Consider the following 25,699-nt stretch of genomic DNA (forward strand, 5'->3'; position numbering starts at 1 on the left):
ATAACACTACAAAATGTCTGTGTTTATGCTGCCGTCTTTGCGGGACACTGAGGTATCTATTGATTGGAGCCTTCCATGTCCGTCAGCGAAGAAAAATTTACCCGTCAGACCTTGCTCGAGGTTCATCCGTTGACCCCGAACCTGTTTACCCTGCGTGCCACGCGGGATGCGGGGTTTCGTTTTCGGGCGGGGCAGTTTGCCCGGTTGGGCGTCACCAGGGCTGATGGCAGCACGGTATGGCGCGCCTACTCCATGGTGTCCTCACCCTTTGACGAGTTCCTCGAGTTCTTTTCCATTGTCGTACCGGGCGGTGAGTTCACCAGCGAGCTCAGCCGGCTGGTTGTTGGCGACAAATTGCTGGTCGACCGCCAGGCCTTTGGCTACCTGACGCCGGACCGTTTTGTCGATGGGCGCGATCTATGGCTGTTATCCACCGGGACCGGCGTGGCGCCGTTCCTGTCGATACTGCAGGACTTCGAAGTCTGGGAGAGATTCGAGCGGATTATCCTGGTCTACAGCGTTCGTGAAGCCCGGGAACTGGCTTATCAGGAACTGATCGCGGGGCTGACGCAACGTGACTATCTGGCCGAGTACGCACACAAACTGCAATTGATCACCACGGTCACTCGTGAACAGCATCCGGGCTCATTGAACGGGCGGATCACCACGCTGATTGAAAGCGGCGAACTGGAGCGCACCGCGGGTGTTGCGCTGACGCCTGAACACTCACGGGTCATGTTGTGCGGCAATCCGCAGATGATCGATGACACGCGCAAGCTGCTTAAACAGCGGGACATGCACTTGAGCCTCAGCCGGCGACCCGGTCAGGTGGCGGTGGAAAACTTCTGGTAAAAAAAACGGCGCCTCGAAAAGGCGCCGTTTTTATGCGGGTGCGGTCAAGGTCGGTTGTTCTGGACCTTGAGCAAGTCGCGGATCTCGCCCAGCAACTCTTCTTCCTTGGTTGGAACCGGCGGCAGGCTAGGGGCCACGGCCTCTTCGCGCTTCAGGCGGTTGATGGCCTTGACGCCCACGAAGATCGCGAGGGCGACAATGATGAAGTCGATGATGGTCTGGATGAATTTGCCATAGGCCAGCACCACCGCCGGAGTCGTACCCTCTGCTGCCTTGAGCGTTATGGCCAGATCACTGAAGTCCACGCCACCGATCAGCATCCCGATTGGCGGCATGACCAGGTCACCGACAAACGATGTGACGATCTTGCCGAAGGCTGCGCCGATGATGATGCCGACGGCCATGTCGACCACGTTGCCTTTGACCGCGAAGTCCTTGAACTCGTTTAGCACGCCCATAGGTTATTCCTTGTTACAGATGAGGTTGATGAACGCAGTGTAAATCAGCCAATCGCATTCTGCTCGAATCAAAGGCCTGCCGTGCTTGCCAGCAATCGATCCGGGTGGTCATGGAGAACTCGTCGATTGATCTCGTCTGTGGGCCGGCCAGCCCTTCTGCGGCGGTTCGCTTTTGGATTTTTTTCAGCGATATGACTTCGCTGTGTGAACGAACCAGGTTGAAGGACCATCCTTGAGTTGGGATGTTGAAATTGTTCGGGTAGTTGTTAAACAAAAAACCGGCATTGAAATTGACTGCAACTGCAGTGCTGTTAACTGTTTTGTTAGTTTGGGCTCGGTTTTGTTTGAGTGTTTTTTAAGTTATGCATCAGGTATGAAAGTGAATAAAGCTTGTATAAGTTTTTAAGGCGGTAGTGAGACTCGTATCAAGTGTTTTTTGAGTGTATTGGGTGAAAACTTATACAAGGTTTTGTATAGCGGTCGTGTTTCAAAAAAACACGACCGTAATAAGGCTATTTGACATCACTCAAAAGATTACAAAATATCTGGCCGCACTCGCGTGCCTCAGCTGAGCTATCATCGCGTTTTTTTCCGGGAGTTCCGATGGCCAAGGCCAAGCGCATGTACGGCTGCACCGAGTGCGGCTCAACCTTCCCCAAATGGGCCGGCCAGTGTGGTGAATGCGGGGCCTGGAACACGCTCACCGAAACCATGGTGGAAAGCGGCGGGGCAGCCGCCCCCAGCGGTCGGACCGGCTGGGCCGGGCAGCAGGCGCAGATCAAGACGCTGGCTGAAGTCAGTGTCGAAGAAGTTCCTCGTTTCTCCACCGCTTCCAGCGAACTCGACCGGGTTCTGGGTGGTGGCCTTGTGGATGGCTCGGTGGTGCTGATCGGTGGCGATCCGGGCATCGGCAAGTCGACCATTCTGTTGCAAACGTTGTGTAACCTCGCCAAGAGCATGCCGGCACTGTACGTCACCGGTGAAGAATCCCAACAGCAAGTGGCCATGCGTGCGCGACGCCTGGGTTTGCCTCAGGATCAACTGCGGGTCATGACCGAAACCTGCATCGAAGCCATCATTGCCACGGCCCGCCAGGAAAAGCCCCGGGTGATGGTGATCGACTCGATCCAGACGATCTTTACCGAGCAACTGCAATCGGCACCGGGTGGTGTATCCCAGGTGCGTGAAAGCGCGGCGTTGCTGGTGCGTTATGCCAAGCAGAGCGGTACGGCGATTTTCCTGGTGGGGCACGTCACCAAGGAAGGCGCGCTGGCGGGCCCTCGGGTTCTGGAGCACATGGTCGACACTGTGCTGTATTTCGAAGGCGAGTCCGACGGGCGTCTGCGTCTGCTGCGCGCGGTGAAGAACCGTTTCGGTGCAGTCAATGAACTGGGCGTGTTTGGCATGACCGACAAGGGCCTGAAAGAAGTCTCCAACCCTTCGGCGATTTTTCTGACCCGGGCCCAGGAAGAGGTCCCGGGCAGTGTGGTGATGGCGACGTGGGAAGGCACGCGGCCGATGTTGGTGGAGGTACAGGCGCTGGTGGACGACAGTCATTTGGCCAACCCGCGGCGGGTCACGCTGGGGCTGGATCAAAACCGGCTGGCGATGCTGCTGGCGGTGCTGCACCGTCATGGTGGCATTCCGACCCACGACCAAGACGTGTTTCTCAACGTGGTCGGCGGGGTCAAGGTGCTCGAAACGGCGTCCGACTTGGCGTTGATGGCAGCAGTGATGTCCAGTTTACGCAACCGGCCGTTGCCTCACGATCTGCTGGTGTTCGGCGAAGTGGGGCTGTCCGGTGAGGTGCGACCGGTGCCGAGCGGTCAGGAGCGTTTGAAGGAAGCTGCCAAGCACGGCTTCAAGCGGGCCATCGTGCCCAAGGGCAATGCACCGAAGGAGGCGCCACCGGGGTTGCAGATTATTGCCGTGACCCGTCTGGAGCAGGCGCTCGATGCGTTGTTCGAATAGTTTCGGGTTAATACACAACCCTGTGGGAGCGACGGTGCAGCGATCCGACTTGCTCGCGAACGCGGTGTGTCAGTCAACAGAGATGCTGAATGTAATGGCCTCTTCGCGAGCAAGCCCGCTCCCACATTGAATAGATGACAGGCTGTCAAACTTCGATCAAGGCACCCAGTTCGCGCTCCAACTCTTCTGGATCAGCCAGGTTGAGCTCGATCAGCCGCCGCAGCCGTTCGATGGACTCCAGACTGATGTGCAGGCAGGCAAAGCCCAGTTGATCATGGTCATCGTGGGCCAGTTGCGCATCCATGGTGATGTCGACGCCTTCGCTCAGATGAATGTTGACCAGAAAGTCCTGCTGCGGATTGCCCTGCCACGAATCGGGTCGCTCAATCAGCACCCCTTTGAACGACAGATCAACCAACTTCACCGGCCAGGTGAACTCACCCTGACTCAGCTCGGTTCGGGCATCGAATGCAATACGTTTGAAGCGGCGACGGTCGGCAGGGTGCTCGCTCATGGCACGATCCTCGTAGATGTACGCTGACTATAGACCTGCATTCTTCAAGGCTGCCAGCGCTGGCGGGTGTCCAGACCTATCTCGGGGGATGGCCTTTGCCGTCAGGAGCGCTAAACTCGGTGTGGCTGTCTTTCTTGTCCACTCTGGCTGGAATAATAAAATGAAAAATAATAATAGCCCGCTACGCCATCTGCCCTGGCTGGTGCTGGCAATCGTAGGTGCGTGCGCCCTGGGTGTCGTGGCATTACGCCGAGGGGAGGCAATCAATGCCTTGTGGATTGTGGTCGCTGCCGTGGCCATCTATCTGGTCGCCTACCGTTACTACAGTCTGTTCATCGCCAACAATGTCATGCAGCTCGATGCGCGACGGGCCACACCGGCTGTGCTCAATAACGATGGTCTGGACTACGTTCCGACCAACAAACACGTGCTGTTCGGCCACCACTTCGCGGCCATTGCCGGTGCCGGTCCGCTGGTCGGCCCGGTACTGGCGGCGCAGATGGGCTACCTGCCCGGCACGCTGTGGCTGATTGCCGGCGTAGTGCTGGCCGGTGCCGTGCAGGACTTCATGGTCCTGTTCATGTCCACCCGCCGCAACGGCCGCTCCCTGGGCGACATGGTCCGTGAAGAAATGGGCCGCATCCCTGGCACCATCGCGCTGTTCGGTTGCTTCCTGATCATGATCATCATCCTCGCGGTGCTGGCGCTGATCGTGGTCAAGGCCCTGGCCGAGAGCCCTTGGGGCATTTTCACGGTGATGGCGACCATCCCGATCGCGATGTTCATGGGCATCTACATGCGCTACATCCGCCCGGGCCGCATCGGTGAGATCTCGGTGATCGGCGTGCTGTTGCTGCTGGGTTCCATCTGGCTTGGCGGGCAGATTGCCGCAGATCCGGTGTGGGCCAAGGCATTCAGCTTTACTGGCGTACAAATCACCTGGATGCTGATCGGTTACGGTTTTGTCGCGGCGGTGTTGCCGGTGTGGCTGATCCTGGCGCCCCGTGACTACCTGTCGACCTTCCTGAAAATCGGCACCATCGTGGCCCTGGCCATCGGTATCCTGGTGACCATGCCCGAGCTGAAAATGCCGGCCCTGACCCAGTTCATCGACGGCACCGGCCCGGTCTGGAAGGGCGGTCTGTTCCCGTTCCTGTTCATCACCATCGCCTGTGGCGCGGTGTCGGGCTTCCACGCGCTGATCTCTTCCGGTACCACACCAAAGCTGCTGGATAACGAAACCAATGCCCGCTACATCGGTTACGGTGGCATGCTGATGGAATCGTTCGTGGCCATCATGGCGATGGTCGCCGCCTCGGTGATCGAGCCTGGCGTGTACTTCGCCATGAACAGCCCGGCGGCCGTGGTCGGCGGTGATGTTGTGGCCGTTGCGACAGCCGTCAGTAACTGGGGCTTCGCGATCACGCCGGAAGCCCTGCAAGCGGTGGCCCATGACATTGGTGAAACCACCATCCTGGCCCGTGCCGGTGGTGCGCCGACCCTGGCGGTGGGGATCGCGCAGATCCTGCACAGTGTTCTGCCGGGCGAGAACACCATGGCGTTCTGGTACCACTTCGCGATCCTGTTCGAAGCGCTGTTCATCCTGACTGCAGTCGACGCCGGTACCCGTGCCGGGCGCTTCATGCTTCAGGATCTGCTCGGTTCGTTCGTGCCGGCCCTGCGCCGCACCGAATCCTGGACCGCCAACCTGATCGCTACCGCCGGTTGCGTGGCCATGTGGGGTTATCTGCTGTACCAGGGCGTGATCGACCCGCTGGGCGGCATCAACACCTTGTGGCCGCTGTTCGGTATCTCCAACCAGATGCTGGCCGGTATCGCGCTGATGCTCGGCACCGTGGTGCTGATCAAGATGAAACGCCAGCGCTACATTTGGGTGACCCTGGTGCCGGCCATGTGGTTGCTGATTTGTACCACCACCGCCGGCTTCATCAAGCTGTTCGATGCCAACCCGGCGATCGGCTTCCTCGCCCTGGCGAAAAAATACAGCGATGCATTGGCTAACGGCCAGATCCTCGCCCCGGCCAAGGACATCACGCAGATGCAGCACGTGATTTTCAACGCCTACACCAACGCCACGCTGACCGCGCTGTTCCTGTGCGTGGTGTTCAGCATCCTGTTCTATGCGCTCAAGGTCGGTATTTCCGCCTGGGGCAGCAAAGAGCGTACGGATAAAGAAGCGCCATTCCAGGCGCTGCCGGAAGCGTGATCGAGGATTTGCATCATGTTCAATGACCTGAGTCGCCTCGGTAAATACCTCGGTCAGGCCGCGCGCCTGATGGTCGGCATGCCCGACTACGACAACTACGTCGAGCACATGCAGACCAAGCACCCGGACAAACCGGTGATGAGCTACGAGATGTTCTTTCGGGAGCGTCAGGAAGCCCGTTACGGTGGCAAGGGTGGGCCGAAGTGCTGTTGATCTTGTGGGAGCGAGCTTGCTCGCGATGGACGTCAACGATAACGCGTGCTGTCTGAATGCTCGCGTTATCCTTGCGTTCATCGCGAGCAAGCTCGCTCCTACAGTTGTTTTTGTGTTTCCATTTCCAAGGAGAACCCGTTTGTCCTCCCCCATCCCGGTCACGATCCTCAGCGGCTTCCTTGGCGCCGGCAAGACCACCCTGTTGCGCCACCTGCTCAAGGCCGAGCACGGCCTGAAAATCGCCGTGATCGAGAACGAATTCAGCGACGCCGGTATCGATACCCAATTGTTGGGTGATGAACCGGTCCAAGTGATGACACTCTCCAATGGCTGCGTCTGCTGCACCATCCATACGGACCTGACCAAAGCGCTTTATCTGCTGCTCGAACGTCTGGACCAGGGCGACATTGCCTTCGACCGACTGGTGATCGAATGCACCGGCCTGGCCGATCCTGCACCCGTGGCGCAAACCTTCTTCATCGATGAAGAACTGCGCGAACGCTACATCCTCGACGGCATCATTACGCTGGTCGACGCGGCACATGCCGACTTGCACCTGACCCAGACCATCGCCCAGGCGCAGATCGGTTTCGCCGACCGCTTGCTGGTGAGCAAGCGCGATCTGGTAGACGAACCGACCTTCACCACGTTGAGCGACCGCCTGACCCGCATCAACCGTCGTGCCCCGATCCGCGTGGTCGACCACGGCAAGATCGACCTGGCCGAATTGCTGGACGTACGCGGTTTCAATCTCAACGCCGACCTCGGTGGCGGTGTGAGTTTGCGACCGGTCAGCCAGGCACCGTCCATCGATCGTATTTCCAGTCTGGTCCTGCGCACTGAAAAGCCGCTGGATATCGACAAGCTCAGCGAATTCATGAACGAGCTGCTGGAGGAGCATGGCAAGCAGTTGCTGCGCTATAAGGGCGTGTTGAACATCCTCGGCGAGCCGCGGCGGATGGTGTTTCAGGGTGTCCTGAAGTTGTACGGATTCGATTGGGACACGGAGTGGGCTGACGATGAATCGCGTGAAAGCGTGATCGTGTTCATTGCCGATGACTTGCCGGAGGAAAAGATTCGCGAGGGTTTTGCGCGTGTGGCGGCTCAGTAAAGTCAGAAATTGCAGCGAGCCTTGAGCCGCCATCGCGAGCAGGCTCGCTCCCACATTTAAAGTGCAGTTGCCTGTGGGGGTGAGCCCGCTCGCGAAAGCGGTCTAACCGGCGGCACAGTTTTGACCCAGTGCCGATGCAGGACTCAGCAACAAGTCTTCCAGATAATCCAGATGCCGGTTGAGCGCGACTTGCGCCGTCGCTGCATCTCCTCGCTCCAGCGCATCGAGAATCTCAAGGTGCACTTGTCCTGCGCAATAATCCTTCTGCTGCAGAGCAAACTTCGCAATCGCCAACGAAGTCAGTGGGACAAGGCTTTCAAGAAAATGCGCTAGCGGTGCATTTCCCGCCATTTGTGCCAACTGCAAATGAAACTCTCCCGACAAACGAATCGCCCGGCCACGCTCGGCGCATTGACGCTCGTTTTCGACCAGTGTCCGCAGGCGCTTCAAGTCTTGCGCGCAGGCTCGCTGAGCGGCCAGCCGCAACAGCGTGATCTCGGCCAGCCGACGGGCGTGCAGTGTCTGCCGGGTCTGCTCGGCATCAGGCTCGGTGACGCGGGGGCGATGGTTGGCGCGAAGGAGGATGATGTGCTGATGGGACAGTCGCCTCAGCACCTCCCGCATGTCGCTGCGCCTTGCACCGAACATCTGCGCAAGGCTTTCTTCCGTAAAGCGACTGGCCGAATGGATGCGCTGCTCGAAAATGGCCTCGAGGACCCGTGAGTACAGATCATCCACGGAAGGGCGGACGGGCAGGGTGGCGAGTGTTTGTGGCGAGGCGAAGCTGTTCATGGCCGATCTCCAGTTCGAAGAGGTTTCAACTGCCGAGGTTGTCTTCCGGGATGTTCAGTTCGATGCCCATGCGTTGACCTTCGCGCAGAATGTGCCGGCGCATCTCGGCGCTGGCCTGGGCGCTGTTCTTGCTGCGGATTGCCCGCACCACGGCTTCGTTTTCTTCAAGTCGCTCGGCCAGATGCTCCGGGGAGTTGCGCAACACTTCGGCGCTTTGCTTGAGGGCATTGCTGGTTTGCTGCACCACACTCTGGAAGATCGGGTTCGACGTCAGCGTGAACAGCTCTTCGTGGAACGCAATGTAGGCGTTTACGCCGGCTTCACTGTCATTGGCCTCCAGGGCTTCGCGCATGTCCATCAAGGTCAGGCGCAGTTGCCCGACTTCCTTGCTGCTGATGGACTGCGCGACGAGGCCGACGATGAATGGCTCAAGGGTGTAGCGCAGTTGCAGCACGTCTTCCAGGCTCGCTGCGGCCACCGCGTTGTCATGGGCCTGGCTGTCGGCGAGATTGGCTTCGAGCACCACCACGCCTTTGCCCGGCATCGAGCGCACCAGCCCGAGGGTTTCCAGAACGATGACGGCTTCACGCAGGCTCGGACGGCTGATACCCAGTTGTTCGGCCAGTTCACGTTGCCCTGGCAACATTTCGCCGGAGCGCCACTGACCTCGGGCCAAAGCGGCCCGAAGTTTTTCTACCACTGAGTTGACGACGGTTGATGAGGTAATCACTTGTTCGCTCCACGAGCCGTGCCTGCGGTCGGCAGGCACGGCGATCATTCAGAATTCTTTGGCTGCCGCCTGAGCAACCGGTTTTCTTGGCTGAAAGGTATAACCCGCCTGGCCGGAAAGTACTTTGTTCGCCCGCTGCACATCGATGTCCTTTTCCCACCGCGCGATGGCCACGGTCGCCACACAGTTGCCAATCAGGTTGGTCAGCGCCCGACCGATGCCCATGAACCAGTCCACGGCCAGCACCAATACCAGACCCACCACCGGAATTGCCGGAACGGCTGTCAGGGTGGCCGCCAGAATCACCAGCGCCGAGCCAGGAATACCGTGGGCGCCTTTGGATGTGATCAGCGACACCAGCAGAATGGTCAGCAGGTCAGTCATGGCCAGCGGCGTGCCGGTGGCGTTGGCGATGAACACGATGGCCAGGGTCAGGTAGATCGAGAAACCGTCGAGGTTGAACGAGTAACCCGTTGGAATCACCAGGCCGACAGTCGAACTGCCGATGCCCAGGTGCTCAAGCTTGCGCATGATTTGTGGCAGCACCGCGTCGGAAGAAGCGGTGCCCATGACGATCAGCAGTTCTTCGCGCAGGTACTTGAGCAACGGCCACATCTTCAAGCCAGAAAGGCGCATCACCAGGCCGAGAATCAGGGCCACGAAGGCAGCGCAGGTCAGGTAGAAGAGGCCGACCAGACTGCCCAGGTGCTGCAGCGAGTCCAGGCCATATTTGCTGGTGGTGAAGGCGATCGCACCGAATACACCGATCGGTGCCAGCCGCACGATCATGCCCATGATGCGGAAGATCACATGGCTGAGTTCATTGATCAGCCGCGAAATACCCGATGCCGCCTCGCCCACCAGATTCAGTGCACTGCCGAACAACACTGAAAACAGCAGGACCTGCAGGATATTGTTATCGGCAAAGGCACCGATCACCGAAGTCGGAATCAGGTTCATCAAGAACTGCGCAGTGGTGTGCATGTGCTGACTGCGCTGGGCAATATCGCCCATGTCGGCTGCGGAAAGCTGCTCCAGGTGAATGTTCGCGCCGCTGCCGATGCCGGTGCTGAAGGCGAGCACCAGGCCGATCACCAGGGCGATGGTGGTCAGCACTTCGAAGTAGATCACCGATTTCAGGCCGATGCGCCCGACCTTTTTCAGGTCGCCGGCACCGCTGATGCCGCTGACCACCACGCAGAACACGATCAAGCCGATGAGCATCTTGATCAGCTTGATGAAACCGTCGCCGAGGGGTTTGAGTTGGGCGGAGTATTCGGGAAGGGTCAGCCCGCAGACGATGCCGAGCACCAGTCCGAGAACCACTTGGAGGAAGATTGAACGCGAGCACCATCTGAGCATGGGAGGAATCCTGGTCGGTGTCCTGGCTGCCGTGTGCGGGGCACATCAGATTCAGGACTTAATTATTGTGGTCTTACCGGTATGTCCAGTGCAGGCGCAGTCTACGCTGGATTTTTTCTCGATTACAAGTGGAAAACATAAAATTGGCATGACCGGTCTGACCAGTGGCCTACAGGTAAATCGCGGGCGAAAAAAAACCGGCCAATCACTTGGCCGGTTTTTCATGTTGCGGATTTAACGTCGCATTAAGCGCCGTACACCGGCAGCTTCTTGCAGATGGCCTTGACCTTCTCACGAACGGCGTCGATTACCGCTTCGTTGTTCAGGTCAGCCAGGATGTCGCAGATCCAGCCGGCCAGTTCCTTGCACTCTGCTTCCTTGAAGCCACGAGTGGTCACAGCCGGAGTGCCGAAGCGCAGGCCGGAGGTGACGAACGGGGAGCGTGGATCGTTTGGCACGGAATTCTTGTTGACGGTGATGAACGCTTTGCCCAGAGCGGCGTCGGCGTCTTTACCGGAGATTTCCTGCTTGATCAGCGACAGCAGGAACAGGTGGTTCTGAGTACCGCCGGAAACCACGTCGAAACCGCGCTCGATGAATACGCTGGCCATGGCCTGGGCGTTTTTCACCACTTGTTGCTGGTATGCCTTGAACTCAGGCTGCAGCGCTTCCTTGAAGCAGATCGCCTTGGCGGCGATCACGTGCTCCAGCGGGCCGCCCTGGGCACCCGGGAATACCGCGGAGTTCAGCTTCTTCTCGATGTCGGCGTTGGCGCGAGCCAGGATCAGGCCACCACGTGGACCGCGCAGGGTCTTGTGGGTGGTGGTGGTCACGACGTCAGCGAATGGAACCGGGTTCGGGTAGACGCCAGCGGCGACCAGACCGGCCACGTGGGCCATGTCGACGAACAGGTAGGCACCTACCTTGTCGGCGATTGCACGGAAGCGCGGGAAGTCGAGGATCTGCGAGTAGGCAGAGAAACCGGCCACGATCATTTTCGGCTTGTGCTCAACGGCCAGGCGCTCGACTTCGTCGTAGTCGATCAGGCCATTGGCGTCGATGCCGTACTGGATGGCGTTGTACAGCTTGCCCGAGGACGAAACGCTGGCACCGTGGGTCAGGTGACCGCCGTGGGCCAGGCTCATGCCCAGGATGGTGTCGCCAGCGGACAGCAGGGCCAGGTAAACGGCGCTGTTGGCTTGCGAACCGGCGTGCGGCTGAACGTTGGCGTAGTCGGCACCGAACAGCTCTTTGGCGCGATCGATAGCCAATTGCTCGACGATGTCGACGTACTCGCAACCACCGTAGTAGCGCTTGCCCGGGTAGCCTTCGGCGTACTTGTTGGTCAGTACCGAGCCTTGGGCTTCCATCACGGCAGGGCTGGTGTAGTTTTCCGAAGCGATCAGCTCAATGTGCTCTTCCTGGCGCTGAGCTTCTTGCTCCATGGCGGCAAAGAGATCGGCGTCGTACTTGGCAATAGTCAAATCACGGCTGAACATGGCGGTCCTCAGGGATCGGGGGCGGAAAAGGGGGGCATTCTAACCCAATGGGTTTTAGATGGCATATGAAACGGCATCATGTCGCAGACAAGTGGGCTTCATGAGCGGATATGCGGTGCCTGGGCGGGCCTCTTCGCGAGCAAGTCGGATCGCCGCACCGCCGCTCCCACATTTGGAATGCGTTCCCCTGTGGGAGCGGGCTTGCTCGCGAAGAGGCCGTCCGCATCAGCGCAAGGTTTCAGTCAAACATGAACAGCGCATCATTGCTGAACTGCCCTTCGAACCGCCCCGCCGGCATCGGCCGGCCGAACAGGTAACCCTGCACCTCGTCGCAACCGTGTTCCCTTAGAAAATCAAGCTGCTCGTGGGTTTCCACACCCTCGGCGATCACCGCCAGGTTAAGACTGTGGGCCATGGCGATGATCGCCCGGGCTATCTGCGCATCCTGTTCGCCCGAAGGCAATCCGTCGACGAAGGTACGGTCGATTTTCAGTACGTCGATCGGGAACTGCTTGAGGTAGTTGAGCGATGAGTAACCGGTGCCGAAATCGTCGACTGCAATGCTCAGGCCGAGGTTCTTCAGGCCGTCGAGGATCTGCATCGCCTCGCTGACTTCGCGCATCAGGATACTTTCGGTGAGTTCCAGTTCCAGGCACGCCGGCGGCAGGCCGGTTTCCTTGAGGATGGTGGCAATGCGCGTACCGAGCTGGCCGTCGGAGAACTGCCGCGCCGAGATGTTCACCGACACCTTCGGCACCCGTACCCTGGCCTGATGCCAGGCCTTGAGTTGACGGCAGGCTTCGCTGATCACCCAGTCGCCGACATCCACCACCAGCCCGAGCTCTTCGAGCACCGGTATGAAATCCCCCGGCGGCACCAGCCCGCGGCGGGGATGACGCCAGCGCAACAGCGCCTCGGCACCGGTCAGGCGCTTGCCGTCGCCGCTGAACTGCGGCTGGTAATACAGCACGAATTCGTTCTGTTCCAGGGCATGGCGCAAATCGCTTTCCAGTTCCAGTCGCTCCAGGGCGCTGGCGTTCATGTCCGCCTGATAGAACTGGAAGTTGTTCTTGCCACGCTCCTTGGCGTGGTACATCGCCGTGTCGGCGTTCTTCATCAACTGGCTGAGTTCGTTACCGTCCTGCGGACTCAGGGCGATGCCGATACTGGCCGTGACGAAGAACTCGCGGCCCTCGAGCACAAAGGGTTTCACCAGGCTGGCGAGTATCTGTTCGGCCACGTGGATGGCCCGATTCAAGGCGATTTCACGGTTGGCTCGCGGTTGCAGGAGCAAGGTGAATTCGTCACCGCCCATGCGCGCCACCGTGTCGTCATCGTCGACGCAACCGAGCAGGCGCGTGGCCATCTCCTTGAGCATGCGGTCGCCGGCGGCGTGGCCGAGGGAGTCGTTGATCGGTTTGAAGCGATCGAGATCGAGGAACATCAGCACCACCCACGACTTCTGCCGTTCGGCCGATTGCAGTGCCGTGTACAGGCGATCCTGGAACAGCGTGCGGTTGGGCAGGTGGGTCAGGGCGTCGTAGTAAGCGAGACGATGAATCCGCTGCTCGCTGGCCTTGCGCTCGCTGATGTCGCTGAAGAAACACACATAACTGGCCAGGTCGCCTTCGTCGTCGAGCACGGCGGTAATCCCGACCCAGGCCGGGTAATGCTCGCCGTTGCGGCGCTTGAGCCAGACTTCGCCTTCCCAGGTACTGTGCTGGCCCAATTGCTTGAGCACATAACGCAGATGCGCTTCCTGCTGCTCGTCGACGGTCAGCATGTTCGGCAACTGGTCGAGCACCTGTTCCACGGCATAGCCGCTGACACGGCTGAAGGCTTCGTTGGCCTGGACGATGTAGCCGGCCGGGTCGGTGATCAGGATCGCCGAGGTCGAGTGCTCGAATACCGTGGCGGCCATGCGCAAGTCTTTTTCGGCCCGGCGTTGCTGGCTGATGTCGCGGCCGACGCCGAGCACGCCTTCGAACGTCCCGTGCTCGTCCCAGACCAATACCAGGCGCAGTTCGATCGGGATCTTGCGCCCGTCGGCCCGCAGGCAATCGAACAGGAACAGTTGGGTTTGTACCTGGCTGCGTAACACCGCCAGTTGGTCCGGCTGATCCAGCGCCTTGCTGACCCGGTCCATCAGGTGGTAGATGCCGGTCAGTTGTTGCGGGTTGGCGATGGTCGATTGCCAGCCGTTCTGGAAGATCCACTCGGCGTCATAGCCCAGCACGGCTTGCACCGAAGGGCTGACGTAATTGAGGTTGAGGCGGTTGTCAGTGGAGAAAATCACGTCGCTGATGCTTTCGGCGAGCATGCGGTAGCGCTGCTCGCTGTCGCGCAGGGATTCGCTGGCTTCGATCTGGTCGGTGATGTCCTTGGCCACGCCGATGATCCGCGTGACCTGGTCCTCGTTGTCCCGCGCCAGTGCCTGCTCGCGAATCTCGAAGCGTCGCCACTGGCCGTCCCGATGGCGGAAGCGCAACTGACACTGCATCAACTGGCGATAACCGGCCTGGCGCTGGATCTGGCGGGAGCGGTGGTAATAGTCGGCGTCTTCGGGGTGCAGGAGGATTTCCCAGAAGTATTCGCCCATCTGGTGCAGTTCGGTGCGGTTGTAACCCAGTGTCTGGCCCAGATGGTGGTTGCTGTAGATCATGCGCTGGCTGATTACATCCTGCACATACAGATGATCCGGTACGGTACGCACCACGTCCGACCAAAACCCTTCGCGTTCCTGCAACGACAGTTCGATGAGCTTGCGGCTGGTGATGTCGGTGATGCTCAAAATTACCGATTTATAGTCGTCCTGGGTTTGCGGCAGGCGCAGTACCAGCCACAGGTGCTGGTCGCGACCGCCGGCATCCTGCAATTTGATTTCCAGCTCAAGCTGTTGCTGCTGATTGAGCACCGCGTCGAGCACCTGGTTGCCGATGGCGGTGCCGTCCAGGGGATGGCCGTCGATCAGCAGCTTCCAGGCTTTATTGGCGTTATCGACATTGAGCAACTGCAGTGCGACCTGGTTGACCTCGGTGATCCGCAGTTCCTGCAGCAGTTGTCGGCGTTTTTCCGGGATCGCCAGCCACGCTTGCAGTTGTTCGCTGTCCTGCAGTTGTGCCTTGTCGAAAAAGCTCTTCAGCCCGGACATGTCGAGGACACACAAGGCCACACCGGTGCCTTCGAAAATGTCCTGATAGCGTCGGCGGCCTTCATTCAATTGGCGTTGACGCCGGCGCATGTTCAGCAAAGCGATGAACGGCAGCATGGAAAACGCCAGGCCCAGCAGGCATTTGCCGATGAACGCCGGTAGCAGTTCTTCCAGTACGCGCTGACGGTCAAACAAGCCGCGCAATTGCCAATCGCTGCTGCTCAGCGGAACCGTCAGCACACTGTTGGCGACATCGTCCTCGGTCAGTGTGCCCGGATTGACCGAGGGCAGCCCTTTGTCACGGCTGATGATCTGATGATTGATGCGGTTTTCCACCAGCCACAACGGACGGCTGCCGGTCTCGCTTTGCTTGGTCAAGGACGAAAAGAAGGTCGGTGTCAGGCGCAAGGCCCAGTAGCCCCGGGAACTGCCGCTGGCCTGATGCAACAATAAATGCACCACGGAACCATCGGTGGCGTTGCTGAAGTAGTGCGCCTGGGCATGGCTGCGGCGTACCAGTTCACCCAGGTAGTCGCTGTCTTCGCTGTCGGGAGCGCTGTCACTGATGACTTTTCCCGAGGGGCTGAGCAAGGCCAGGCTGCGCAGTTCCGGCAGCGACTGTTGCAGCTTGCGCAGCAGGGCCTGCAGCTCATCGGCATCCTGCGGTTGCTCGACGATGGGCAACAGGTTGAGGGCAATCTGGGCGTTGAGTGCCATGTTCAGGCTGACCTGCGCGGCCAGGTCGGCGGTGTAGTCGATGGTGTACTGGCGCTGGTTTTTCTGGGTTTCGCGCAACTGATCGAGTAACTGCCAGAACAGCAATGCCAGCAACAACAATGCAAGTGTCGCCAAGGTGCCCTTCAAGGTCCCGCGCAGGGGGGAGCCGGGCGCTGTGGTCGGCGCACTGGAAGTCAGGGGCGGAGGGACATTGGACAAGCTGTAATCCTGCGGTTTGGCTGGACTGGCGCGACGTGCACTATAAGCCGGACGCCCGAAGGGCGGCTAGCATGCCTTGAGTTGTGGCGAAGTGCCAGCCCCAGCCCGTCGGCTGGACTGCCATCGGTCATTAAGGTAGCTTTGCCGGTTACGCGGGAGCGTTCCAGCTCCTAGACTCAGACTTTTTCAGCGCGCACGTATTGATAGCCTCAAGCGAGCGACGCGCACGGTCTGGCCGGGCATTGCCTGCGCTCCAATCATTCATCAGTCACTGACCCTAGGTTCTCCATGGCTCAATACGTATTCACCATGCATCGGCTGGGCAAAGTTGTTCCGCCGAAGCGGGAAATCCTGAAAAACATTTCTCTGTCGTTCTTCCCCGGCGCCAAGATCGGTGTACTCGGCCTCAACGGTTCGGGTAAGTCCACGCTGCTGAAAATCATGGCTGGCGTCGACACCGAATTCGAGGGCGAAGCCCGTCCGATGCCGGAGCTGAACATCGGCTACCTGCCGCAGGAACCACAGCTGGATCCGACCAAGACCGTGCGTGAAGTGGTCGAGGAAGCGGTCAGCGTGATCAAGGACGCCCAGGCGCGTCTGGACGAGGTCTACGCGGCCTACGCCGATCCGGATGCCGACTTTGACAAGCTGGCCGCCGAACAGGCCAAGCTCGAAGCCATCCTGCAAGCCAGCGACGGCCACAACCTGGAGCGCCAGCTGGAAGTCGCCGCCGATGCGTTGCGCCTGCCGGCCTGGGATGCCAAGGTCGAACACCTGTCCGGTGGTGAAAAGCGTCGTGTGGCCCTGTGCCGCCTGCTGCTGTCCGCCCCGGACATGCTGCTGCTCGACGAACCGACCAACCACCTGGACGCCGACTCCGTTGCATGGCTCGAGCATTTCCTGCACGACTTCCCGGGTACTGTGGTTGCGATCACGCACGACCGTTACTTCCTGGACAACGTCGCCGGCTGGATTCTGGAACTCGACCGCGGCGCAGGCATTCCGTATGAGGGCAACTATTCGGGTTGGCTGGAAGCCAAGTCCGATCGTCTGGCTGCCGAATCCAAGCAGCAGTCGGCTCATGAAAAGGCCATGAAGGAAGAACTGGAGTGGGTGCGCAAAGGCGCCAAGGCCCGCCAGTCGAAATCCAAGGCTCGTCTGCAACGCTTCGAAGAAATGCAATCGCAGGAATTCCAGAAGCGCAGCGAAACCAACGAGATCTACATCCCGGCCGGTCCACGCCTGGGTGACAAGGTCATCGAATTCAAGAATGTCACCAAGGGCTATGGCGATCGCGTGCTGATCGACAACCTGTCGTTCTCCATGCCTAAAGGCGCCATCGTCGGCGTGATCGGCGGTAACGGTGCCGGTAAGTCGACCCTGTTCCGCATGCTGATGGGCAAGGAAACGCCGGATTCGGGCAGCATCGAAGTCGGCGAAACCGTGCAACTGGCTTGCGTGGATCAGAGCCGCGAAGACCTGGACGGCAGCAAGACGGTGTTCCAGCAGATTTCCGACGGTTCCGACCAGATCCGCATCGGCAACTACGAAATCCCGTCGCGCACCTATGTCGGTCGCTTCAACTTCAAGGGCGGCGATCAGCAGAAGTTCGTCAAGGACCTGTCCGGTGGTGAGCGTGGTCGCTTGCACCTGGCCCTGACCCTGAAAGAGGGCGGCAACGTCCTGCTGCTCGACGAACCGTCCAACGACCTCGACGTTGAAACCCTGCGTTCCCTGGAAGAAGCCCTGCTGGACTTCCCGGGCGCCGCCATTGTGATCTCCCACGACCGGTGGTTCCTTGACCGCGTCGCGACGCACATCCTGGCGTACGAAGACGACTCGCAAGCGGTGTTCTTCGAAGGCAACTACACCGAGTACGAAGCCGACCGTAAAAAGCGTCTCGGCGAAGCGGCTGCCCAGCCGCATCGTGTACGGCACAAGAAACTGGCCTGATGTCGAGGCAGTGTTTTGAACAGCGAAGCTCCCAAGGGCAGGCAGTCAAGAGGTAAAGCCTGACTGCTGTTTGCGCCAAAAAAATCCGATGCCTTGCAAGGCATCGGATTTTTTTTGGCCGTTTATTACGTGAAGTGTCGATTTTGTTTATGTGTTTGTAATGGGTGTAATTAAATTATTAGAGTTTGTTTAGGGGGTCTAGCATTATTCGTAACAAAAAACCTCGTGTTGTGATGTGCCTCATGGCTTAAGTGTATTGTGTGTTGAGAGTGCTTCTGTGTGTTTTGTGGTCGTCGGGTTTGTATGTTGTATTGGCGGTGTTGGTATATTCAAATTGTTGTATTGCTGTGTCGTGCTTTAGCTGTTAATGCGGTTGTGCTATTTATATTGTGTAATAATTGGGCGGTTTCAGGTTCGGTTTATTGCGATATGGTGTGGCAGTGTGCTCGTAGTGTGAAAGGAATCTCTTTGATAGTGTTGTGTTGTTTGTAGTTTTTAATTGATGCCGTCACTGTCGATGTCGCTTTGTAGCACTACCGGAAATCAAACTGAATGGATCGTCAAGAATGATAATAGCTGAAGATAATGCTCGTGTTGAAAAGTGCCCAGAATACATAACGGGTACCGCCCAGCAAAACTATTTAACAGCCGAGCACGGCATACTCGAGGCTGCAAAACAAGGCTACAGCCACTGGTATATCGATGGCAGTTTGCCGGGGGAGCGCCCTTCCGACTGGACGGAAAACAGGATTGCGGCCTTGCGTGAGTCCATCTCGAATATGGGCGTAAAGCCTGTTTATCATGGGAACTTCAAGGCCCCGCTTGGAAGTGATGTTCGAGAATTAGGGGGGGCAGCACTTGACTATATAAAACGAGAGGTTGATTTAAGTTCTGCACTGGGAGGCGCACCCGTCATCGTTCATGGGGGTGGAATCGTAGAGCCACGCCTGGTTATCGAGGCTCGCCGTCTGGGACTGAATACCTTGATTGATAACCTGGGTGAGCTTGTTGAGTACGCACGTGAGCGGAATGTAGAAATATGGTTGGAAAATCTTAGCAACTATACGAAGTTCCATCCGTTCTACTATATCTGTGTTGCCGAGGACGAATATGCTGAGGTGCTGGAAAATGTTCCGGGGCTAAAGTTTTTTTTGGACGTGTCTCATGCCCATGTTAATGACGGTGACCCGGTTAAAGTCTTCGAACGGCTGCATCAGCATGTCGTTGGGATGTCCTTCAGTGACAATAAAGGGGAGCGTGATTCCCACTTTCCATTGGGAAGGGGAACCCTGGATTATCCCGGGTTGATCAAAGCGATATTGAAGCATGAGTGGCACGGCCTGGTAGGCTTCGAGACGCGTGGCAGCACGTTGTCCGATAGTCTTGCCTACCTCAATGCAGTAGGCAGCAGACTCTCCGATAAAGTTGCTTGATACAACATCGTCTTTCAGGTCGCTTGGCTGAAGCGACCTGATAAAGTTTGCTGTGCTGACTCTCCGTTGAATAGAAGGTGGCCTCCGTGAGCGCTTCTCGAGAAAAGTTTTGCCTTGGTAGTGATGATTTTATAAAGGGTTGTATTGATTCGATCCCTGTTTGCCTGGCTTTTTTGTTCATGTTTTTCTCTATCGGCGTTTTATTGGCATCTGCAGGTTTTTCTCTGATGCAGTCGATAGTCATGACACTTGCCGTACACGCTGCCCCGCTTCAGGTGTTCATTGGGCAGTCTGATGGGGGGATCACCATTGGAGCGTTAATCATGATCACGCTTCTGGTGAATTTCCGGTTCATGATTATGTCTTCGGTTCTTTGTGAGCAGTTCAAGTCAATATCGTTAACGAAGATGATGTGGTCGGTGCAGTTGCTCTCAGTATCGACCTTCACCCTTGCCAACTCAACCAAAGGCAGCGCTCTGGATAGTTATCGCTACTACTTGGGGTGCGGTATTACCAGTTTGTTTGTGGCTGCTTTGGCAACCGTCATGGGCTATCTCATACGCGCTGATTTGGGTGTCATGGCCTATGCGGTAATCGCGATGATATTGCCTATCCACTTTACTGCATTGGTTGGAATGTCTTGGCCGAAGTGGCGACCTGTCGTGGCTACCGCTATCGGGTTTGTTGCTACGCCAATCGTTGGATCCTGGTTAGGTGCATACCACGTTTTTATTGTTCCCTTGGTACTGGGTGCTGTGTTTCTTTCTGCTGATCGCCTGAGTGGTAAGACTTCATGAGTAACTGGATGTTGATTTTGGTTGCTGCAAGCGTTTCATATGTCCTGCGTTTTTTGCCAGTCTTGATATTCCGGAAATATAAAATCAATGGGGATGGAAATGTTTATGTGTTTTTGAATTATTCCGCCTGTGCAGTGATGGGCGGGATCATTTACACCATCGCATTCGGCGACGCGTTGTTTCAGGATTGGCTGGGGCATTTCGAAGGGGGGCAGCTTATAAAACTTATCATGATCCTGTTGTCATTCTTTATTGCAGCGTTTACGCGCAGCGTCATCAAGTCGTTGATGTGTTGTGCTTCGATATATGCCGGTGCGTTGTATTTGCTTTGACGATGTTTCCTTCTTCAGATAGCTAAAGAGAAATGCAGATGAATGTATTCGCAGGCTTCGATAATCGGCCTGGCGAGCTGACTCGCCAACAACTTGAGATCTGCTATTCCCGAGTCACGGATAACCCGCTTGATATCAATATGAGTCGAGGATTGCCTTCGCCCGAGCAATTGAATCTGGCTGATTCATTTCTGTCGCTACCCGGGCAATCACGCTTCGCATCTGCCGCTGCTGGTGATTGGCGAAATTATGGCGGCTTACAGGGAATGCCGGAGATACGGGAGCTCGTTGCGGAAATATTGCTGGGATTGCCGGCCGATCAGATCGCCGTGGGGGAAAACTCCAGCCTCGCCTTGATGCATGAGACGCTGGGTTACGTATTCAGTCATGGCCTCCGGGCCAGTCCGGGTCCATGGGGTAAAGATTCGTCGATAAAGTTTCTTTGCCCGGTGCCGGGCTACGATCGGCATTTTGCGATGTGTGACGCATACAACATTGAAATGGTGCCGGTGCCCATGCTCGAAACCGGTCCGGACATGGACATGATCGAGCGCTTGGTGGCCTCGGACCCGACGATAAAAGGTATGTGGTGCGTACCGAAGTACAGCAACCCATCAGGCACGGTTTACTGTGGTGAAACGGTGGCGAGACTCGCCAGGATGCCAACGGCCGCAGAGGATTTCGTACTGTTTTGGGACAATGCCTATGCAGTACATCATCTGACTGATGATGAGGTGCCGAACCAGCCCATTGCTCGGTTATGTGAAGAGGCGGGAAATGGTGACCGCGTATTTGTTTTCGCTTCGACGTCGAAGATTGTTTTGCCGGGAGCCGGTTTGGCTTTTATAGGGTCATCTGCGGCGAATCTCGCTTGGTGGTTGGGCCATCGAAAGTACCGCACCATCGGTCCCGACAAAGTCAATCAACTGCGCCACCTGCTGTTCTTCCGCGACTGCAAAGGCGTTACGGATCACATGAAGAAACACCGTGAGTTGCTGGCGCCCAGGTTCGAGCGACTTGAGAGCGAATTGTCACACGGATTTGACGGGGTCAGCCGCGTGCACTGGACAAAGCCCAAAGGCGGGTATTTCGTCAGCCTGGATTTACCTGAAGGGTGCGCGCGCAGGGTCGTGGAGCTTGCGCTACAAGCGGGTGTCGCCCTGACTCAGGCAGGTGCTACCCATCCGAATGAACTGGACCCCCGTGACAGCAATATCCGGCTGGCACCCACTTACCTGGATCTTGAAACGCTCGGCGTTGCTGCTCAAGTGCTGGTGCTATGCGTGTTGCTTGCGCTTGCGCAGCGGGAATGCTCTCGATAACGTTGATCAGGCCCCTCGCGGAAGGTGAGGGGCTGGGTCATCAGAGACGGTCCCTATTGTGGTGCGGGTGTTGATTTTTCGGTCCGCTCGCATCTTGCTGCGCAATGGCTGCATCTGTGTGACTGAAGGGGCGAACATGCCGACCACCCTTGAAGTGGTCGACCTGTTCAACGAGGCGGACATTCTGTTTGCACCGGGCAAGGCATCCAACGCCGGTGGTGTGGTGGTGAGCGAGCTGGAGATGTCGCAGAATGCCATGCGCCTTGCCTGATCGCCGCTCGGCAAGTTTTTGCACGAAGCCTACGTTGGCTCGATACGAATCACTTCAATCAATTGATCCCCGGCGGGGCGCTGCCACAGCACTTCGTCATTGAGTCGTGCACCGAGCAGTGCCCGGCCCAGTGGCGAACCCCAATTGATCAGGCCGTGGGCGGCATCGGCCTGATCTTCGCCCACCAGTTGTACACGGCGTTCGGTGGCGTGTTCATCGGCGTAAGTCACCCAACTGCCGATCTGCACTTTCTCGGTCGACGTCGCGGCGGGTACCACCTGAGCGCTGCCCAGGCGCTGCTTGAAGTAACGCAGGTCACGTTCGAGATCGGCCAGGCGCTGCTTGTCGGCTTGCTCGCCTTTTGCCGATTGTTCGGCGTGCAGGCTTTGCAGTTCGGCGACTTTACCCTGCAACAGGCTAAGGCCTTGCGGCGTGACGTAATTGGGCTGCGCGCTGACCTGGCGTTCGACGGGCTGATCGGCTTGCGCGGCGGCGTTATCTTCATTGACGAAGGCACGGCTCATGAAATTCTCCCGATATAGAATTTGGGCCATGGTCGCAGGCATTTGGTTTCACTGGATGTCTGAAAGCGACTTACGGCGAGTGAAAGGCCAGGGCGGCGAGCAGGTCCTCGTGGGTTGACTGGCACCCGGCGATCAGCAACAACACACCCAGCCATCCCGCATACCGCCACGTCTCACGCTCTCAAGCCGATACGAGGCCCATAGAGAAAGTCTAGAGGTGGATTCGCCGGGGGGATGTGAAAGGTGTGCATGCACTTTGTCGAACGCCACATAACCCTTGTGGGAGCGGGCTTGCTCGCGAATGCGATCTGTCATTCAAAATTAATGCTGACTGACACACCGCTTTCGCGAGCAAGCCCGCTCCCACAGGGATTTTCGTTGCGTTCGGGTCAGTAGTGATACCACTTCAGCTCAAGCATCACTTCGTTCTCGGCCGACGCCAAATGGCTGAACTCCCGCTGGGCGCTCAAGCGCAGTCCGAGATTGCGGGAGATTTCCCATTGCTGCTTCAGGCTCAGGCTGCGGCGCACTTCACCATTGGTGAAAAAGTCGCCCTTGGCTTCGAGGCTCAAATTGCCCAGCGGGTTCTTCCACAGCACCCCACTGTTGAAACCGGCGGCCGGCGCGATGAATTCGGCGAAGTCGTTGTTGTGCTCGATACGCACAGTGCCCAGGACAAATCCGAGCATGTCCTCGCTCAGTTGCCAGGTTCCACCACCACCGCCGTTGACATGGCTGACCAGGGTTTGGTCATCGTGCCGGCCCGGCACCCGTTCCAGGCCGCCCGTGACTTGCCATGACAGCGGTTGCAGCAATTCGTTACGCGGGGTCATGGAGCGAATGGTTGCCAGGTCCAGTTGCTGCACCTGCCAGTCGTTGCCTTCGTACTGGCGAAGTTTCAATTGCAGGATTTCGATCTGCGCGCCAAGGGGAAAGCTTTCGCTGTTGTCATTGAGGTCGTGATAGGCCATGCGCAAGCCGTACTCGCCAAAGGCTTTGTCTCCACGGGTGCCGAGACCGAGCTGCCAGGTGCGCGACTCGTGACCGTCTTCAGGCAGGCCGGGTTGCGGGATATTCAGCTCCGGCGCCGGGTTCTGGTTGATCGCCCGCAGCAGTTCGAAGCTGCGCTGGGCGCGCGCCGGATCGCGTTCCTGGCCGTTAGCGCGATAGCGCTCCAGGCGATAGGCGGCATCGATGATCAGCGCCTGGCGGTCGCGGGGTTGTGCCTTGAACGCCGGGTCTTGCAGTTGTTTCTGGTCGGCGCTGACTTTCAGCACCCATTGCTGCTCTTGCGGGTTCAACGGCTCGGCGCGACTGAGCAACTCGCGCTCCCGGGACGGGCGATACTGGATCGATTCCACCAGCCCGGCCGCTTTCACGGCCTTGACGGTGTCGGTGGGGATGGCCGTGAGCGGGAATTGGTCCGTCAGGTGCAGGCTCGGGCGAGCCACTTGCAGCAGTTCCAGCAAGCGGTATGAGCAGTTTTCGTCGAAGAAGAAATAGTCGAATTTGATCTGCTTCAGCTCCCAGACGTGCTCGACCATGCGCGCGGTTTCCTGTGGGGTCAGGTTAAGGCGGTACTCCCATAGGTCGCGGTTTTCCAGGCTGCGGTATTCCGAGAGCTTTTCCTGATAGGGCACCATCGCGAACAGGCCGGGATAACCGCCCATCAGGCCTTTCCAGGCATAGATGATGCTGTTGTCCGAGCCCTCGATGTAGGCGCCGAAGTTGATCGCGTAACTGAGCAGCGACGTCTTGTCGCTCTTCACTTCGGCCTGGTCGATGCGCAGCAGGGTATGGCCGAACATCGAGGAAGGGCTGTTCAGGTAGGCCGCCGGGAAGATCATCACCGCGCTGTCGGGCGAGACATCCTTGAACCATTGTTTGAACGCCGCGCAGTCCGGCGTTGGCAGACCGGTCAGGTCGAGTTGTTCCTTGAGCCAGCGGGCGCGGGCCGGGTAGACGCATTGCGCGTGTTGTTCACCGGCACTGGCCGGGGCGTACAAGGCTTGTACAGTCGCCGCCAGTTCATGGTCCGGATGTTCATTGCCATCGGTGGCGAGGAAGAACTTCCGGTCGCTGACATAGCTGCGCCAGCCGCCGAGCTTGGCGGTTTCGTAATGGCCCAGGGATATCCAGAAAGGGTCGTTGGCCAGTTGCTGCAAACGTTGTGGATCGATGTGGGGCGCGGCGGACAGCGGGGCGCAGACACACAGCGCCAGCCAGGCAAGGCGTTTGAACATAGATGGCAACTTAATCGATAGAAACTGAGCCCCGACCAGGATAGTGCCAGTCAGTCAAACCCATTCCATGTGGGAGCGGGCTTGCTCGCGAAAGCGGTGGGTCAGTCAACATCATCGTCAATTGATACACCGCATTCGCGAGCAAGCCCGCTCCCACAGGTTTTGCGTGTTGACTTACCGACGCTCCCAAAGAGGGGCAGGTCCAAAAAACAAAACCCGCTTCCCGAAAGAAGCGGGGCGGGTCGAGCTTAAGCTTGAGTTGCGTACTTGGCCAGACGAGGGTCGGCTTTGAGCACGGCCAGGGTGTTGGTATGCACATCTTCGGCAGTCACGTCAGCCTTGCTGAAGATCTGCTGGAAGTGCTCATGAGTGACAGCGGCGAAGTGCGCACGGTCTTCCGGCGCTACGCCCAGTACCACGGCATAGGTGGTCAGCGCTTCGCCCTGACCCTTGGCCATGTCTTCGGACAGTTCGTTCATCATGCCGTTCATGGCAAACCAGGATTTGCCGCCGTAGGTCAGCGACGCATTGGTTGCGCAACCGTTGGTGCCAGATGTCATGCCGAAGGTTGCGTTGCCGGAAGTGCCGTTGGTGGTGGATGCCAGGAAGTGAGCCGGAGTACCACGCTGGCCTTCGAACAGCATGTTGCCCCAACCGCAATCCGGGCCGCCTGGCGCCTGAGCCATGGCGTTCATGGATACAGCGGTGAAGAGAGTACCAAGAAGAATCCGTTTCATAGCTTTGTTCTCTTTATGTGCATACCAGTTTGACAAGGGGTTCTGGCCCGTCTGGTGCCAGTGGGCCGGTCATTAGTCCAGCCGCGCAGTTTGGAGTTTAGGCACGATCGCGGGGTTCCGTGATTTTTTGCAAAAACAATCGTCGCAAACAGTGATTTGGCGCGGCTCTACGTCGGGGTTTCGGCTTGTCTATGCTTTGGCCTGCCGCGCTCCTTGCCAGTCGGGTATGGGCAGCGCCAGAATGCTGCCATCTGCCCCGCCTGATTGTTAA

The 25,699-nt window shown here is 58.1% G+C and carries 20 protein-coding genes and 1 pseudogene; 11 read left to right on the forward strand and 10 right to left on the reverse strand.

Going from position 1 to position 25,699, the window contains the following annotated elements:
* Nucleotides 1–75 precede the first annotated feature (75 nt).
* Entirely contained in the window at nt 76–852 is a 777-nt protein-coding gene (locus AC3WN7_RS03885) for a ferredoxin--NADP reductase (RefSeq protein WP_095965667.1), read from the forward strand.
* A gap of 44 nt (nt 853–896) precedes the next feature.
* Here AC3WN7_RS03885 and mscL read toward each other — a convergent pair whose 3' ends face one another.
* A complete protein-coding gene (mscL, locus tag AC3WN7_RS03890; RefSeq protein WP_102673630.1) occupies nt 897–1,310 on the reverse strand; it encodes a large-conductance mechanosensitive channel protein MscL in 414 nt (137 codons plus the stop codon).
* 603 nt (nt 1,311–1,913) lie between these two features.
* Here mscL and radA point away from each other — a divergent pair.
* Nucleotides 1,914–3,281 carry a DNA repair protein RadA gene (gene radA, locus AC3WN7_RS03895; RefSeq protein ID WP_007981045.1) on the forward strand — a complete coding sequence of 456 codons (1,368 nt, stop codon included), beginning with the start codon at nt 1,914–1,916 and terminating at the stop codon, nt 3,279–3,281.
* Nucleotides 3,282–3,426: 145 nt separating this feature from the next.
* Here the strand turns inward: radA and AC3WN7_RS03900 are convergent, their stop codons facing one another.
* A complete protein-coding gene (locus AC3WN7_RS03900; RefSeq protein ID WP_095965665.1) occupies nt 3,427–3,795 on the reverse strand; it encodes a PilZ domain-containing protein in 369 nt (122 codons plus the stop codon).
* Between the two features lie 160 nt (nt 3,796–3,955).
* Between AC3WN7_RS03900 and AC3WN7_RS03905 the strand changes: the two genes are divergently transcribed.
* The 3 genes from AC3WN7_RS03905 (at nt 3,956) to yjiA (ending at nt 7,346) form a co-directional block, all read left to right on the forward strand.
* On the forward strand, nt 3,956–6,022 hold the full coding sequence (locus AC3WN7_RS03905; protein WP_095965664.1) for a carbon starvation CstA family protein: 2,067 nt from the start codon (nt 3,956–3,958) through the stop codon (nt 6,020–6,022).
* Nucleotides 6,023–6,037: 15 nt separating this feature from the next.
* On the forward strand, nt 6,038–6,235 hold the full coding sequence (locus AC3WN7_RS03910; RefSeq protein WP_007895266.1) for a YbdD/YjiX family protein: 198 nt from the start codon (nt 6,038–6,040) through the stop codon (nt 6,233–6,235).
* Nucleotides 6,236–6,374: 139 nt separating this feature from the next.
* Nucleotides 6,375–7,346, forward strand: coding sequence for a GTPase (gene yjiA, locus AC3WN7_RS03915; protein WP_102675276.1), 972 nt, complete (start codon nt 6,375–6,377; stop codon nt 7,344–7,346).
* Nucleotides 7,347–7,448: 102 nt separating this feature from the next.
* Here yjiA and AC3WN7_RS03920 read toward each other — a convergent pair whose 3' ends face one another.
* From AC3WN7_RS03920 to AC3WN7_RS03940, 5 genes are all read right to left on the reverse strand, one after another.
* On the reverse strand, nt 7,449–8,138 hold the full coding sequence (locus AC3WN7_RS03920) for a GntR family transcriptional regulator (protein ID WP_102675275.1): 690 nt from the start codon (nt 8,136–8,138) through the stop codon (nt 7,449–7,451).
* A 25-nt stretch (nt 8,139–8,163) separates the two neighbouring features.
* On the reverse strand, nt 8,164–8,868 hold the full coding sequence (locus AC3WN7_RS03925) for a FadR/GntR family transcriptional regulator (RefSeq protein WP_041475084.1): 705 nt from the start codon (nt 8,866–8,868) through the stop codon (nt 8,164–8,166).
* 48 nt (nt 8,869–8,916) lie between these two features.
* Nucleotides 8,917–10,230, reverse strand: coding sequence for a C4-dicarboxylate transporter DctA (locus AC3WN7_RS03930; RefSeq protein ID WP_095965661.1), 1,314 nt, complete (start codon nt 10,228–10,230; stop codon nt 8,917–8,919).
* 245 nt (nt 10,231–10,475) lie between these two features.
* Entirely contained in the window at nt 10,476–11,729 is a 1,254-nt protein-coding gene (gene glyA, locus AC3WN7_RS03935) for a serine hydroxymethyltransferase (RefSeq protein WP_007970889.1), read from the reverse strand.
* Between the two features lie 238 nt (nt 11,730–11,967).
* On the reverse strand, nt 11,968–15,816 hold the full coding sequence (locus AC3WN7_RS03940; protein WP_102675274.1) for a bifunctional diguanylate cyclase/phosphodiesterase: 3,849 nt from the start codon (nt 15,814–15,816) through the stop codon (nt 11,968–11,970).
* A 288-nt stretch (nt 15,817–16,104) separates the two neighbouring features.
* On the opposite strand from AC3WN7_RS03940, the gene ettA reads away from it, so the two are divergent.
* The 6 genes and pseudogenes from ettA to AC3WN7_RS03970 form a co-directional block, all read left to right on the forward strand.
* Nucleotides 16,105–17,769, forward strand: coding sequence for an energy-dependent translational throttle protein EttA (gene ettA / locus AC3WN7_RS03945; RefSeq protein ID WP_007970893.1), 1,665 nt, complete (start codon nt 16,105–16,107; stop codon nt 17,767–17,769).
* 566 nt (nt 17,770–18,335) lie between these two features.
* Nucleotides 18,336–19,202 carry a sugar phosphate isomerase/epimerase family protein gene (locus AC3WN7_RS03950; protein WP_095965658.1) on the forward strand — a complete coding sequence of 289 codons (867 nt, stop codon included), beginning with the start codon at nt 18,336–18,338 and terminating at the stop codon, nt 19,200–19,202.
* 86 nt (nt 19,203–19,288) lie between these two features.
* Nucleotides 19,289–19,999 carry an AzlC family ABC transporter permease gene (locus tag AC3WN7_RS03955; RefSeq protein WP_102675273.1) on the forward strand — a complete coding sequence of 237 codons (711 nt, stop codon included), beginning with the start codon at nt 19,289–19,291 and terminating at the stop codon, nt 19,997–19,999.
* Nucleotides 19,996–20,331 (forward strand): AzlD domain-containing protein, encoded by a 336-nt coding sequence (locus AC3WN7_RS03960; RefSeq protein WP_095965656.1) that lies wholly within the window; start codon nt 19,996–19,998, stop codon nt 20,329–20,331. The genes AC3WN7_RS03955 and AC3WN7_RS03960 overlap by 4 nt, the downstream gene beginning before the upstream one ends.
* 38 nt (nt 20,332–20,369) lie before the next feature.
* Nucleotides 20,370–21,653, forward strand: a complete 1,284-nt coding sequence (locus AC3WN7_RS03965; RefSeq protein ID WP_095965655.1) for an aspartate aminotransferase type Ic — start codon at nt 20,370–20,372, stop codon at nt 21,651–21,653.
* Between the two features lie 85 nt (nt 21,654–21,738).
* Nucleotides 21,739–21,918 (forward strand): annotated as a pseudogene (locus AC3WN7_RS03970) (NADP-specific glutamate dehydrogenase); the annotation flags it as partial.
* Nucleotides 21,919–21,953: 35 nt separating this feature from the next.
* Here the strand turns inward: AC3WN7_RS03970 and AC3WN7_RS03975 are convergent.
* From AC3WN7_RS03975 to AC3WN7_RS03985, 3 genes are all read right to left on the reverse strand, one after another.
* Entirely contained in the window at nt 21,954–22,448 is a 495-nt protein-coding gene (locus AC3WN7_RS03975) for a GreA/GreB family elongation factor (protein WP_007970897.1), read from the reverse strand.
* 389 nt (nt 22,449–22,837) lie between these two features.
* Nucleotides 22,838–24,691: an Lnb N-terminal periplasmic domain-containing protein gene (locus AC3WN7_RS03980; RefSeq protein ID WP_095965654.1), complete on the reverse strand. Its 1,854-nt coding sequence runs from the start codon at nt 24,689–24,691 to the stop codon at nt 22,838–22,840.
* A gap of 248 nt (nt 24,692–24,939) precedes the next feature.
* Nucleotides 24,940–25,428 (reverse strand): DUF3015 domain-containing protein, encoded by a 489-nt coding sequence (locus AC3WN7_RS03985; protein WP_095965653.1) that lies wholly within the window; start codon nt 25,426–25,428, stop codon nt 24,940–24,942.
* Nucleotides 25,429–25,699: the final 271 nt, after the last annotated feature.

It is taken from the genome of Pseudomonas sp. FW305-70, assembly GCF_058783925.1.

Excerpts from the sequence above, each read along its gene's own strand:
- AC3WN7_RS03885 (WP_095965667.1), top strand. The coding sequence starts at position 76 with ATGTCCGTCAGCGAAGAAAAATTTACCCGTCAGACCTTGCTCGAGGTT.
- mscL (WP_102673630.1), bottom strand. The coding sequence starts at position 1,310 with ATGGGCGTGCTAAACGAGTTCAAGGACTTCGCGGTCAAAGGCAACGTG.
- radA (WP_007981045.1), top strand. The coding sequence starts at position 1,914 with ATGGCCAAGGCCAAGCGCATGTACGGCTGCACCGAGTGCGGCTCAACC.
- AC3WN7_RS03900 (WP_095965665.1), bottom strand. The coding sequence starts at position 3,795 with ATGAGCGAGCACCCTGCCGACCGTCGCCGCTTCAAACGTATTGCATTC.
- AC3WN7_RS03905 (WP_095965664.1), top strand. The coding sequence starts at position 3,956 with ATGAAAAATAATAATAGCCCGCTACGCCATCTGCCCTGGCTGGTGCTG.
- AC3WN7_RS03910 (WP_007895266.1), top strand. The coding sequence starts at position 6,038 with ATGTTCAATGACCTGAGTCGCCTCGGTAAATACCTCGGTCAGGCCGCG.
- AC3WN7_RS03920 (WP_102675275.1), bottom strand. The coding sequence starts at position 8,138 with ATGAACAGCTTCGCCTCGCCACAAACACTCGCCACCCTGCCCGTCCGC.
- AC3WN7_RS03930 (WP_095965661.1), bottom strand. The coding sequence starts at position 10,230 with ATGCTCAGATGGTGCTCGCGTTCAATCTTCCTCCAAGTGGTTCTCGGA.
- glyA (WP_007970889.1), bottom strand. The coding sequence starts at position 11,729 with ATGTTCAGCCGTGATTTGACTATTGCCAAGTACGACGCCGATCTCTTT.
- ettA (WP_007970893.1), top strand. The coding sequence starts at position 16,105 with ATGGCTCAATACGTATTCACCATGCATCGGCTGGGCAAAGTTGTTCCG.
- AC3WN7_RS03950 (WP_095965658.1), top strand. The coding sequence starts at position 18,336 with ATGATAATAGCTGAAGATAATGCTCGTGTTGAAAAGTGCCCAGAATAC.
- AC3WN7_RS03960 (WP_095965656.1), top strand. The coding sequence starts at position 19,996 with ATGAGTAACTGGATGTTGATTTTGGTTGCTGCAAGCGTTTCATATGTC.
- AC3WN7_RS03965 (WP_095965655.1), top strand. The coding sequence starts at position 20,370 with ATGAATGTATTCGCAGGCTTCGATAATCGGCCTGGCGAGCTGACTCGC.
- AC3WN7_RS03975 (WP_007970897.1), bottom strand. The coding sequence starts at position 22,448 with ATGAGCCGTGCCTTCGTCAATGAAGATAACGCCGCCGCGCAAGCCGAT.
- AC3WN7_RS03980 (WP_095965654.1), bottom strand. The coding sequence starts at position 24,691 with ATGTTCAAACGCCTTGCCTGGCTGGCGCTGTGTGTCTGCGCCCCGCTG.
- AC3WN7_RS03985 (WP_095965653.1), bottom strand. The coding sequence starts at position 25,428 with ATGAAACGGATTCTTCTTGGTACTCTCTTCACCGCTGTATCCATGAAC.